Origin of the sequence: Clostridium oceanicum, assembly GCF_039521385.1 — a bacterium.
Lineage (GTDB): Bacteria > Bacillota > Clostridia > Clostridiales > Clostridiaceae > Clostridium_F > Clostridium_F oceanicum.
Window position 1 is genome coordinate 642,205 of sequence record NZ_BAAACG010000008.1, and the last position, 13,427, is coordinate 655,631.

Sequence of the window (13,427 nt, forward strand, 5' to 3'; positions counted from 1 at the left end):
ATTAATAAAAATAAGATTAAACTATATAAAAAGACTTCTAAATTTTAAACTATATAAAATTTAGAAGTCTTTTATATGTAATTAAATATATTTTATATTTCTACTATGTTATCAAGCATATGACATACTAATTTCCAAAATAATATTAACAAAACTAAATTAACAGCTTGTGAAGCTATATTTATTGTTTTGTCTAAATAAAAATTCATATTATTATTAACATATCTAAAAATAACACTGTTTAAAGTTAAACTATCTCTAAATATATTATTTATAACAGAGTTAAATCTTTCTATTAATATGTTTATTATTATAAATATTGCAACAGAATGAAGTTTGCCAAATTTCTTTTTTCTTTTAGTAACCTTAGACAAGCATATAGAAAAATATACTATTAAAAGAACTTTTGCATAAGAAAGAACAAAGAAAGGACCTGCTATAACTACAAACTTAGGAATATCAGTTATTATGCTATAAATTTGAGTATAGTGTATTATGGTTTTATTATTTAATATTATAATTCCAATTAAATATATATATATAAATTGTATTAATTCAACTATAATAATTTGAATAAGGGATACTATAACTTTACTTTTTAATATATGGTTACTTTTTTTAGGTATAGAAAATATAAGATATGCTGTATCTTTATATAAATCTCTTACAAATATTTTTATATTAAAAATAAAAACTATAGCAACAAAAATTAAGTTAACTATAATAAGAACAATATAAGTATTCATTCCAAGTTTACTTGCTTTACTAAGAATAAAATTATTAATAATTATTTGCAATATCATTAATATTATAAATTCTTTATAGCAACCTTTAAGTTCATATTTAATAAGATTTTTCATTATTAAACAACTCCCTATATATATCAGCTATACTCTTACCCTTTTTCATTTTAAGATCTTCTACATTTCCACTTAAAATTATCTTCCCTTTATCTATAAAAAATACTTGATCAAAAACTCTTTCTGTATTTTCTACCAAATTTGTAGCTATTATTATTGAACTTTCTACTGTATAATTGTTCATTATTATATCTAATATCTTATCTCTTGTTATTAAATCTACTCTAGATAAAGGCTCATCTAACAAATATAATTTAGATTTTCTACAAAAAACTAATGTTAATAGTAATTTTTCTAATTCACCTTTAGGTAAAGATGTAATTTTACTTTTTATATTTAAATCCATAAATTTAATAAGTTTATTACATCTTTCTTCATCAAAATCCTTATAAAAATCCTTAAAAAATTCAATTGAATCTTTAACACGCATCCATTTATAAAGGAAATTTCTATCTGGAAGATAAGATACTTTAGATTTTGTTTCAATTCCTGGTTTTACTCCATCTATTAAAACTTCTCCTGATGAACATTTTGAAATTCCTGCTATTATTTTTAAAAGTGTAGTCTTACCACTACCACTAGGTCCTAATAATCCTACTATTTTGCCTTTATCTACTTCCATTCTTATGCCTTTTAATATGTCTCTTTGAAAATAACTTTTTTTCAAATTTGAACACGAAAAAAATTTTTCCATATACATACCTCTTTTTTTATATTATATAATGTATACTAATCTCATGTTATAATAGTAACCTTATTCTTATTTAACGTCAATAATTGTCCTTTAAGATCAATAATCCTTACCAAATACTAACATATCCATATATTTATATAAAAAACAAAGCACTAAAATTTAAAATTTTAGTGCCTAAAACTATCTATCTGCTTTTAGCCTTTTCATACAACATTTCTTGTATTTTTTTCCACTACCACAAGGACAAGGATCATTTCTTCCTACTTTAACTTTTTCACTAGGATTTTTTATATGTACATTTGTATTATTTACGTTTCTTATTTCTTTTTCATTGTATCCTTTTAAACACCATTTTCTAATTCTAAAATTTATATCATATAATTTATTTTTAAAGTCTTCTTCTATAGACCCATTCTTTAGATTAATAGCATCTTTTAAATTTTCCATTATATAATCTATATTTAATCCATTCTTTAAAAAGAATAAAGAGTTATTTGAAATTGTATCTATTTTTTCTTTTGATAAAAGTATGTCTTTACTTAAACACTCTTTTAATTCTTCTATCATGGATATATCTTCTTCTAATACACCTTTATATCCTTTTTCATAAGATTGAATATCATAATACTCTATATGGTTTAATTTCTCATGTGCCATTACAATATAGTTTGCATCATATACATTTTCATTGAATATCAAATCATCTTGTTTTTTTATACCATAGTACATACAATTACTTTCTTGAAGTAAATTTTCTAAATACTCTTTATCAAATTCAACTTCTAATTTTTGACTATCAATATATGTTAACTTTTTAGTAACTTCAGATACTACATTATATAAATCATCAAATTTTAAAACTCCATAATAATATATTATTTCTGATATTACTTTTAAAATATCTTTTGAAAGAGAGAATCCTAAATTTAATTCATGATTATTTATAAGCTTGTCCTCTAATAATTTAGTAATATTTATTGGTATTACTAAGTTAAATTTGTTATCAACCATTACTGGAAATACTATTCCATAGTTTTTTAAAGATTGTACAACATCATTATAAAATTCTTTATTATTTATTAAGTACTCTTTTTCTTCAAAATATCTATTTAGAAAAAGATATTGATTAAAATCTAGATTTTCTAATATACCATCAAAATTTGTCTCTATATATTCATCTAAAAAAGTTATTAAATCTTTTTTACTTAACTTACTTACCCCTTTAATTTTAAGAGATCTTCTTATTTCTGTTAAATCGTCCTTACTATAACAACTTAACATTTCACTTAATAAACATTTTTCATCATTTAATGAAGGAAATTTACATTTACTTTTTTTTACTTTGACTTCTGCTTTTTCTTTCAAACTACAACTCACAACCATTCTCCTATTCTAGTTATATATTTAAATCTTTTCCATTACTAATTGTATATAAATAATTCATGTTTTTCAAGAATTATAATTTACCACAGTTTTTTTGTAACCATTATCTCTGTATGTACATATAATATTATTAACCAATAGATATTTATTTTAAAATTGGTTCTTGGACAAGTTATTACTCTTATCCCCTATATAAGGAGGGATACTATGGGACACAAACATGATAAGTATTATTGTTGTAAACCATGCAATTCTTGCAATAGCTGTTGTAATAACTGTAACTGTGGATATAACAGTGGTTCAAATTGTGGATATGGCGGTAACGGCCTTTTAATATATCTATTGCTTTTAGCTTCTTTTTGTAGATACTAATAGCTAAAACAAAACATTAAATAATTAATATAGCTTTAATGCTGATTAAAAGTTAATTATAACTTTTGATCAGTATTTTGTTTTATAAAACTATTTAATATCATAGTTTTTCTACCTTATATATGTAGTAAAATTTTACATTAAATACTTAATATGCTATACTAATAAGTGTTCGATTCTAATAATTAATATCTTTTGATAATTATACCAGTTATAATTTATCATCTATTTTCGTTTTTTAACTCAGTAATTTACCACTAAATTCTTATTTTTTTTTAATATTAGCATTTTAAATTCAGTCATTTTTAATATGGTTTTCTAAGCAAAAGGAGGTCGATTTAAACTCTATGATAGAGTTCAAAAATATAACTAAAAAATTTAAAAATAAAAAAGTATTAAACAACATAAGTTTATCTATAAAAAAAGGAGAAATGGTAGTATTAATAGGTCCTAGTGGTTGTGGTAAAACTACCACCTTAAAAATGATAAACAAACTAATAAAACCTAGTGAAGGTAAAATATTAATTCATGGAAAAGACATATTAAAAGAAAATACCATAAAGCTAAGAAGAAATATAGGTTATGTAATCCAACAAACTGGATTAATGCCTCATTTAACTATAGGAGAAAATATAGGGTTGATACCTTATCTTGAAAAATGGCCCTATAAAAAGATAAAAAGTAAGGTTTCAGAACTATTAAATATGATTAATTTAGATTCTAATATTTATAAAGATAGATTTCCAAAAGAATTAAGTGGAGGACAACAACAAAGAATCGGTGTAGCTAGAGCCTTTGCCACAAATCCTGAAATTATACTAATGGATGAGCCCTTCAGTGCACTAGATCCTATAACTAGAAATCAACTTCAAGATGAATTATTTGAATTACAACAGAAAATGAAAAAAACCATAGTTTTTGTTACTCATGATATGGACGAGGCTTTAAAACTAGCTGATAGAATTTGTATAATGAAAGATGGCAAAATCGTTCAGTATGATACCCCTGAAAATATATTAAAAAACCCTGCTCATGGATTTGTAGAAGAGTTCATAGGAAAAGATAGAATTTGGAATCAACCTGAGTTTATTAAAGCTAAAGATATAATGATAGAAAATCCATTAAAAGTTTCTTATAACAAAACTATAATTCAAGGAATTCAGATTATGAGAAAAAATAAAATAGACCATTTACTTCTTATAGATAAAAGTAACAACTTCAAAGGCATTTGTAGTTTCAAAAATTTGCAATTAGAAGATAATAAATTTATAAAATTAAAAGATATTATGAATGAAAACATAATTACAATAGATGAAAATACTTGTATACTGGATATATTAGAGTTTGTAAAAAAATATAATACTAGCTATATTCCAGTATTAAATAAAACTAATACTATTATAGGATTAATAACTAAAAGTAGCCTTCTATCTATATTGAGTACTCAATTTTTAGATGAAGAGGTGGCTAAATAATATGAATAAAATAAGTTTTTTAGATTTTATAGTAAAAAGAAAATCCCAACTGCTTAATTTAACTCTTGAGCATATAGGACTTTCACTTATAGCAATAATAATAGCAGTTATTATAGGAATACCTCTTGGCATATTAATATTTAAGAGAAAGAAACTCACTAAACCTATTATGGGAATGGCAAATGTTGCTCAAGCAATACCTAGTATAGCTTTATTAGGATTTTTAATCCCATTTCTAGGTATAGGTAGTAAGCCTTCCATTATTATGGTTGTTATATATTCTCTTTTACCTATACTAAAAAACACATATACTGCACTTAACAGTATAAATCCTGATACAGTTGAAGCAGCAAGAGGAATGGGTATGACTAACAATCAAATTTTAAGAATAGTACAACTCCCCCTATCTTTACCTATAATAATGGCAGGTATTAGGATTTCAGCAGTTACAGCTATCGGTCTTATGACTATAGCTGCTTTTATAGGTGCCGGAGGTTTAGGTTATTTAGTTTTTACAGGAGTTCAAACTGTAGATAATAACATGATATTAGCAGGGGCTATTCCTGCTTGTATCTTAGCACTACTTATGGATTTTATAATAGGTAAGATAGAAAATTCTGTAACGCCAGCAGGGATAACAACTACAAACTTAAAAGGGATAAAACGTAAAAAACATACTTTATTTAATCCTAGCAAAGCCCCTAAAATAATATCAGCTATATTAATAATAGCTATAATAATTGGAACTATTGGTTATTTTATAACAAAAAAAGATAAAATAGTTATAGGCTCTAAAAACTATAACGAACAATTAATTTTAGGTAATATGCTAGCTGAACTTATAGAAAATAACACCAATTTAAAAGTTGAAAAAAAGTTAAATCTTGGTGGAACTAGTGTAGCCTTTACTGCTTTAAAATCTGGAGAACTTGATATGTATCCAGAATATACTGGAACCGCTTTAATAAGTATAATGAAAAAACCTATTATAAATAATCCATCTAAAGTTTATAATGTTGTAAAAGATTATTATAATAAAAACTTTAATATTTCTTGGCTTAAACCCTTAGGATTTAACAACACCTATACTCTAGCTATAACACAAAGTACAGCTAAAAAATATAACCTTAAAACTATATCAGACTTATCTAAAGTAAGTAGTAATTTAAATTTAGGATGCAATATGGAATTTACAGGAAGAAAAGATGGGTTAAAAGGACTTGAATCTGTATATAATACAAAATTTAATAAGGTTAAAGCTATTGATGGTGGTTTAAGATATACTTCATTAAAAAATAAAAAAACAGATGTTGCAGATGCTTTTTCCACAGAAGGACTTTTAAAAGCTTTTAATTTAAAAGTATTAAAAGATGATAAACATATCTTTCCACCATATTATCCTGCTCCTATAATAAGAAATGAAACCTTAAAAAAACATCCTGAATTAAAACCTTTGATAAATAAGCTATCTGGTAAAATATCAGAAAAAGAAATGAGAAATATGAATTATAAAGTAGACAAGTTAGGTAAGTCTCCTGAAAATGTTGCTAGTCAGTTTTTAAAATCTAAGAATTTAATTAAATAAAAAAATAAAAGCAGATTAAAATAAATCAGATTTATTTTAATCTGTTTTTATTTTTTAGTTAATTTTTTGTTAATATTAATTATATTCTTATTATTTTTACATATTATGTATATTAATTCTATATTGTAATAAAATCATTATATCTTTCCAAATCTTCTAGCACCTTAATCATCCTATTATATGTAATGTATTTCATTTAATTCAAATATAAACATTTAAATATATATTTTTTACAATTATACCTTTAATAGTATTCGCAATTTAAAGAATATTAAAAATTCATTAAATAATATATACTATTAATATTTTACAATATAAAATTTATATGTTATTCTAATAAATATTCACTACTAATAATAATTATTAGTATGCTAATTAGTCATTTTTCCTTATCTAATATCATTAATATCAATGATTCTATTAGTTTATGTCTATTTTTTTCAAAATAAAAATAATAAAATTTAGTCATTTTCTTTTACTCAACTTACCAAAGGAGGTATTTTTATAAACTTATGAAGAAAATTATAGAGTTTAAAAACATAACAAAAAGTTTTAAAAACAAAAAAATATTAAAAGATATAAACCTATCTATAAACAAAGGAGAATTAGTAGTACTTATAGGTCCTAGTGGCTGTGGAAAAACCACTACCCTAAAAATGATAAATAAATTAATAGAACCTACTAGTGGAAAAATATTTGTTGATGGAAAAAATATAACAAAGGAAAATACAATAAAATTAAGAAGACAAATGGGGTACGTAATACAACAAACTGGCTTAATGCCTCACCTAACTGTAAGTGAAAATATAGGTTTAATACCACACCTTGAAAAATTACCCTATGAAAAAATAGAAAAAAAAATTATTGAACTGTTACAACTAGTTAGTTTAAAACCTAAAACTTACATGGACAGATTTCCAAAAGAACTAAGTGGAGGTCAACAGCAAAGAATCGGAGTTGCAAGAGCCTTTGCTACAGATCCAGAAATCATACTTATGGACGAACCTTTCAGCGCATTAGATCCAATCACTAGAAATCAACTTCAAGATGAATTATTTGAACTTCAACAAAAAATGAAAAGAACAATTGTCTTTGTTACCCACGATATGGATGAAGCTTTAAAATTAGCAGATAGAATATGTATAATGAAGGATGGACAAATAATTCAGTATGATACTCCTGAAAATATACTTAAAAATCCTTCTCACGGATTTGTAGAAGAATTCATAGGTAAAAATAGAATTTGGAGCCAACCTGAATTTATTAAAGCTAAAGATATTATGATAGAATCACCTGTAAAAGCATCCCCTAACAGAACTATAATGCAGGGGATTCAAATCATGAAAAAAAATAAAGTAGATAGTCTTCTTATTGTAGATGAAGAAAATAACTTAAAAGGTATCTCTACTTTAAAAAGCATACATGGAGAAACAGATAAATCCTTAAAATTAAAAGATATTATGAGTGAAGATATAATTACAGCTACTGATGATACTTGTATTCTTGATATTTTAGAATTGGTAAAGAAGCATAATAAAAGTTATATACCTATTGTAGATAAAAACTCCCATCTCTTAGGTCTAATAACCAAAACAAGTTTGCTTGCAGTATTAAGCACTCAATTTTTAGATCAGGAGGTAAATAATTAGTATGAATTTTTTCCAATTTATATTTGAAAGAAAAGATCAAATGTTGAAACTAACATTTCAGCATATACAACTTTCTATAATTGCCATTTTAATAGCTATCCTTATAGGTGTACCTCTTGGAATATTAATATTTAAAAGAAAAAATTTAAGCAAGCTTATAATAGGCTTAGCAAATATTGCTCAGGCAGTACCTAGCCTTGCCTTATTGGGATTTTTAATACCTCTTCTAGGAATAGGAAGTAAACCATCTATTGTTATGGTAGTTATATATGCTCTTCTTCCTATATTAAAAAATACCTATACTGCCCTTAATAATATAAATCCTGATACAGTAGAAGCTGCTAAAGGAATGGGAATGACTAATAATCAAATCTTAAAAATAGTACAACTCCCTTTAGCTTTACCTATAATAATGGCTGGTATTAGAATTTCAGCTGTTACAGCTGTTGGTCTTATGACTATAGCTGCATTTATAGGTGCTGGCGGTCTTGGATATTTAGTTTTTACAGGAGTTCAAACTGTAGATAATAATATGATTTTAGCTGGAGCTATTCCTGCTTGTATCTTAGCTTTACTTATGGACTTTATAATAGGTAAAATAGAAAATTCTGTAACTCCTGCTGGAATCAAAACTAATACTAGTAACATAAAACGAAAGAGACACACAATATTTAATCCTAGTAAAACACCTAAAATAGTAGCTGCTATATTAGCAATATCCATATTAGGTACTACTATAGGCTACTTTGCTACAAAAAAAGATACTATAGTTATAGGATCTAAAAACTATAACGAACAATTAATTTTAGGTAATATGTTTGCATATTTAATAGAGAATAATACAAATTTAAAAGTTGAAAAAAAATTAAATCTCGGCGGAACCAGTGTAGCCTTTACTGCTTTAAAATCTGGAGAACTTGATATGTATGCTGAATATACAGGAACTGCACTGATAAGCATAATGAAAAGACCTGCTATAAACGATCCAGATAAAGTATATAATATTGTGAAGGATTACTATAATAAAACCTTTAATATTTCTTGGCTTAAGCCTCTAGGGTTTAATAATACTTATGCTATGGCAGTTAGATCCGATACTGCAAAAAAATATGACCTTAAAACAATATCTGATTTATCTAAAGTAAGTAGTAACTTAAATTTAGGATGTAACATGGAATTTACAGGCAGAAAAGATGGATTAAAAGGTCTTGAATCCTTATATAATATAAAATTTAAAAGTGTTAAAGCTATTGATGGCGGTTTAAGATATACCTCATTAAAAAACAAAAAAACAGATGTTACAGATGCTTTTTCCACAGAAGGACTTTTAAAGGCATTTAATTTAAAAGTATTAGAAGATGATAAAAAATTATTTCCACCTTATTATGCAGCTCCAATAATAAGAAATGATACCTTAAAAAAATATCCTGAATTAAAAAAAGTTATAAACAAACTAGATGGCAAAATTTCTGATGAAGAAATGAGAGAAATGAACTATCAAGTAGATAAATTAGGTAAATCTCCTGAAAGCGTTGCAAAAGAGTTCTTAAAATCTAAAAAGCTTATTTAATAAAAAAATCCATTCCGATAATTCATATATACTATAAATATTTATAAAAACTCAACTAATAAAAGCAGATTTATTTTAATCTGCTTTTATTAGTTAATTAATTTTTTGTTAATATTAATGTTAATTTACAAATTTCTTTTCCTAGTATGCATATTAGTATTATATTATATTTATCTTAGCTATACTTTCATAATCCTCTAAAATCTTCATTTTACTTATCTATGTAAATTAATATATATTTTGAAAATAAATTCATATAAATTTCTATATTTTTACCCATATATCCTGAATGCAACTTTAAATTTTAAGAATATTAAGAATTTATTAAATATTATATAACATTTAAATTTTACAATAAAACTTTAATATGTTATTCTAATAAATATTCACTATTAATAATAATTATTAATACATCCATCAGTCATTATTAAACTTATCTTTTATCATTTAATTTAGTTATTCTACTAATTTTATTTCTTTTTCTTTAATATATCATATATATTATTAGTCATTTTTTTATTTCAGTTACTAAAAGGAGGTATTTTTATAAACATATGAAGAAAATTATAGAGTTTAAAAACATAACAAAAAGTTTTAAAAACAAAAAAATATTAAAAGATATTAACCTATCTATAAACAAAGGAGAATTAGTAGTTCTTATAGGACCTAGCGGCTGTGGGAAAACCACTACCCTAAAAATGATTAATAAATTAATAGAACCAACTTCCGGAAGAATTTTTGTTGATGGAAAAAATATAACAAAGGAAAATTCAATAAAATTAAGAAGACAAATGGGGTACGTGATACAACAAACAGGATTAATGCCACATCTAACTGTAAGTGAAAATATAGGTTTAATACCACACCTTGAAAAATGGCCTTATGAAAAAATAGAAAAAAAAATTATTGAACTGTTACAACTAGTTAGTTTAAAACCTAAAACTTATATGGATAGATTTCCAAAAGAACTAAGTGGAGGTCAACAGCAAAGAATCGGAGTTGCAAGAGCCTTTGCTACAAATCCAGAAATCATACTTATGGACGAACCTTTCAGCGCATTAGATCCAATCACCAGAAATCAACTTCAAGATGAATTATTTGAACTTCAACAAAAAATGAAAAAAACAATTGTATTTGTTACCCACGATATGGATGAAGCTTTAAAACTAGGTGATAGAATTTGTATAATGAAATCTGGACAAATAATTCAATATGATACTCCTGAAAATATACTTAAAAATCCTTCTCATGGATTTGTAGAAGAATTCATAGGAAAAAATAGAATTTGGAGCCAACCTGAATTTATTAAAGCAAAAGATATTATGATAGAATCACCTGTAAAAGCATCACCTAATCGAACTATAATGCAAGGTATTCAAATCATGAAAAAAAATAAAGTAGATAGTCTTCTCATTGTAGATGAAGAAAATAATTTAAAAGGTATCTCCACTTTAAAAAGCATACATGGAGAAACAGATAAATCCTTAAAATTAAAAGATATTATGAGTGAAGACATAATTACAGCTACTTATGATACTTGTATTCTTGATATTTTAGAATTAGTAAAAAAACATAACAAAAGTTATATACCAATTGTGGATAAAAGCTCTCATCTCTTAGGTCTAATAACAAAGACAAGCTTACTTGCAGTATTAAGCACTCAATTTTTAGATCAGGAGGTGAATAACTAATATGAATTTTTTTCAATTTATCTCTGAAAGAAAAGATCAAATATTAAAACTAACATTTCAGCATATACAACTTTCTATAATTGCCATTTTAATAGCTGTGCTTATAGGTGTCCCTCTTGGAATAATAATATTTAAAAAGAAAAGTTTAAGTAGCCCTATAATAGGATTAGCAAACATTGCTCAGGCAGTACCTAGTCTTGCTTTATTAGGGTTTTTGATACCATTTTTAGGAATAGGCAGTAAACCATCTATAGTTATGGTAGTTATATATGCTCTTCTTCCTATATTAAAAAATACCTATACTGCTCTTAACAATATAAATCCAGATATAGTAGAAGCTGCTAAAGGAATGGGAATGACTAACAATCAAATTTTAAAAATAGTACAAATTCCTCTGGCCTTACCTATAATAATGGCCGGTATCAGAATTTCAGCTGTTACAGCTGTTGGTCTTATGACTATTGCTGCATTTATAGGCGCTGGTGGACTTGGATATTTAGTTTTTACAGGGGTACAAACTGTTGATAATAATATGATTTTAGCTGGAGCTATTCCTGCTTGTATCTTAGCTTTACTTATGGACTTTATTATAGGTAAAATAGAAAACTCTGTAATTCCTACTGGAATAAAAACTAATGGTAGTAACATAAAACGAAAAAGGCACACAATATTCAACCCTAGTAAAACGCCTAAAATAGTAGCTAGTATTCTAACAATATGTATAATAGGTGGTACTATAGGATATTTTGCTACAAAAAAAGATACTATAGTTATAGGATCTAAAAACTATAATGAACAATTAGTTTTAGGTAATATGTTTGCTCTTCTCATAGAAAGTAATACAAATATAAAAGTAGAAAAAAAATTAAATCTTGGTGGAACAAAAGTAGCCTTTACTGCATTAAAATCCGGAGAACTTGATATATATCCAGAATATACAGGTACTGGTCTCATAAGTATAATGAAAAAAACTACTATAAGTGATCCAGATAAAGTTTATAACCTTGTAAAAGATTATTATAACAAAACTTTTGATATTTCTTGGCTTAAACCTTTAGGTTTTAACAATACTTATGCTATGGCAGTAAGACAAGATACTGCTAAAAAATATAATCTTAATACTATATCTCAGTTAGCTAAAATTAGTGAAAACTTAGATTTAGGATGTAACATGGAGTTTACAGGGAGAAAAGATGGATTAAAAGGACTTGAGTCTATATATAATATTAAATTTAAAAGTGTTAAGGCTATTGATGGTGGTTTAAGATATGCCTCTTTAAATAATAGAAAAATAGATGTTACAAATGCTTTTTCTACAGAAGGACTTTTAAAAGCATTTAATTTAAAAGTATTAGAAGATGATAAAAAATTGTTTCCACCTTATTATGCTGCTCCTATAATAAGAAACGATACTCTAAAAAAACACCCTGAATTAAAAGAACTTTTAAATAAATTAGGTAATAATATTTCAAATGAAGAAATGATAGAAATGAATTACAAAGTAGATAAATTAAATCAAACTCCTGAAAATGTTGCAAAAGAATTTTTAAAATCTAAAAATTTAATTAAATAAATATATAAACTTTATATTTATTTATATTATATGAAAAATTTTTGCAATAAGATATCTACAACTTATTTATAACTTAATTGTAAAAATAAATGGACAGGTGTGATCTGCACCTGTCATTGTTCTATATATAGAATTTGTAAAAAATATTAATAATTAGATTAAACATAATAATAAGCTTCATCTAGTTAACATTTTATTTTTAACTATCCGCTAGATTAAAATCTTAACATACTCCTCTAATATAATATGAATCTACAATGAGAAAATATTATTATCATTAAGAATGCTTTGATTTTAATAAACATTTAATCTTAAATCATTAATTTTTCTACACTATTATTTTAACCTTTGTATAACTTATTATTACTATTTTTATTTCCTAACTTACCATAAAATATAATAATAACTAAAATAAATAATACTAATTAAAATGCCTCTATTTGTGTATTTTAATAAAAAGCATACTATTTCATAAAAATTCATAAAAAATATTTTAATTTAAAATTTAAATTTTAAAATCTAGCTATATATAAATAACTAAATATATAAATAAATATTTCAATAAGTATAAGTTT

10 protein-coding genes are annotated in these 13,427 nt (G+C 24.7%); 7 read left to right on the forward strand and 3 right to left on the reverse strand.

The genetic code is table 11. The features are described from left to right. Window positions 1-92: 92 nt before the first annotated feature. The 3 genes from ABDZ71_RS09065 to ABDZ71_RS09075 form a co-directional block, all read right to left on the reverse strand. Entirely contained in the window at window positions 93-860 is a 768-nt protein-coding gene (locus ABDZ71_RS09065) for a hypothetical protein (protein ID WP_343760930.1), read from the reverse strand. Further along, window positions 844-1,554 (reverse strand): ATP-binding cassette domain-containing protein, encoded by a 711-nt coding sequence (locus ABDZ71_RS09070; RefSeq protein ID WP_343760932.1) that lies wholly within the window; start codon window positions 1,552-1,554, stop codon window positions 844-846. The genes ABDZ71_RS09065 and ABDZ71_RS09070 overlap by 17 nt, the downstream gene beginning before the upstream one ends. Before the next feature lie 180 nt (window positions 1,555-1,734). Continuing rightward, entirely contained in the window at window positions 1,735-2,931 is a 1,197-nt protein-coding gene (locus ABDZ71_RS09075) for a YecA family protein (protein ID WP_343760934.1), read from the reverse strand. 213 nt (window positions 2,932-3,144) lie between these two features. On the opposite strand from ABDZ71_RS09075, the gene ABDZ71_RS09080 reads away from it, so the two are divergent. The 7 genes from ABDZ71_RS09080 (at window position 3,145) to ABDZ71_RS09110 (ending at window position 12,852) form a co-directional block, all read left to right on the forward strand. Further along, window positions 3,145-3,309 carry a hypothetical protein gene (locus ABDZ71_RS09080; protein ID WP_343760936.1) on the forward strand — a complete coding sequence of 55 codons (165 nt, stop codon included), beginning with the start codon at window positions 3,145-3,147 and terminating at the stop codon, window positions 3,307-3,309. Window positions 3,310-3,617: 308 nt separating this feature from the next. Beyond that, window positions 3,618-4,784, forward strand: coding sequence for an ABC transporter ATP-binding protein (locus tag ABDZ71_RS09085; RefSeq protein ID WP_343761099.1), 1,167 nt, complete (start codon window positions 3,618-3,620; stop codon window positions 4,782-4,784). Between the two features lies 1 nt (window position 4,785). After that, window positions 4,786-6,369, forward strand: a complete 1,584-nt coding sequence (locus tag ABDZ71_RS09090) for an ABC transporter permease/substrate-binding protein (RefSeq protein ID WP_343760938.1) — start codon at window positions 4,786-4,788, stop codon at window positions 6,367-6,369. 521 nt (window positions 6,370-6,890) lie between these two features. After that, entirely contained in the window at window positions 6,891-8,018 is a 1,128-nt protein-coding gene (locus ABDZ71_RS09095; RefSeq protein ID WP_343761101.1) for an ABC transporter ATP-binding protein, read from the forward strand. A gap of 1 nt (window position 8,019) precedes the next feature. After that, the gene (locus tag ABDZ71_RS09100) at window positions 8,020-9,588 is read left to right on the forward strand and encodes an ABC transporter permease/substrate-binding protein (RefSeq protein ID WP_343760940.1); all 1,569 of its coding nucleotides are present in this window, start codon (window positions 8,020-8,022) and stop codon (window positions 9,586-9,588) included. Between the two features lie 563 nt (window positions 9,589-10,151). Beyond that, window positions 10,152-11,279: an ABC transporter ATP-binding protein gene (locus ABDZ71_RS09105; RefSeq protein ID WP_343761103.1), complete on the forward strand. Its 1,128-nt coding sequence runs from the start codon at window positions 10,152-10,154 to the stop codon at window positions 11,277-11,279. A gap of 1 nt (window position 11,280) precedes the next feature. Then, on the forward strand, window positions 11,281-12,852 hold the full coding sequence (locus tag ABDZ71_RS09110) for an ABC transporter permease/substrate-binding protein (RefSeq protein WP_343760942.1): 1,572 nt from the start codon (window positions 11,281-11,283) through the stop codon (window positions 12,850-12,852). Window positions 12,853-13,427 lie beyond the last annotated feature (575 nt).

What these genes read in the sequence shown, in the direction of transcription:
- ABDZ71_RS09065 (WP_343760930.1), bottom strand. Translation starts at nt 860, where the DNA reads ATGAAAAATCTTATTAAATATGAACTTAAAGGTTGCTATAAAGAATTT.
- ABDZ71_RS09070 (WP_343760932.1), bottom strand. Translation starts at nt 1,554, where the DNA reads ATGGAAAAATTTTTTTCGTGTTCAAATTTGAAAAAAAGTTATTTTCAA.
- ABDZ71_RS09080 (WP_343760936.1), top strand. Translation starts at nt 3,145, where the DNA reads ATGGGACACAAACATGATAAGTATTATTGTTGTAAACCATGCAATTCT.
- ABDZ71_RS09090 (WP_343760938.1), top strand. Translation starts at nt 4,786, where the DNA reads ATGAATAAAATAAGTTTTTTAGATTTTATAGTAAAAAGAAAATCCCAA.
- ABDZ71_RS09100 (WP_343760940.1), top strand. Translation starts at nt 8,020, where the DNA reads ATGAATTTTTTCCAATTTATATTTGAAAGAAAAGATCAAATGTTGAAA.
- ABDZ71_RS09110 (WP_343760942.1), top strand. Translation starts at nt 11,281, where the DNA reads ATGAATTTTTTTCAATTTATCTCTGAAAGAAAAGATCAAATATTAAAA.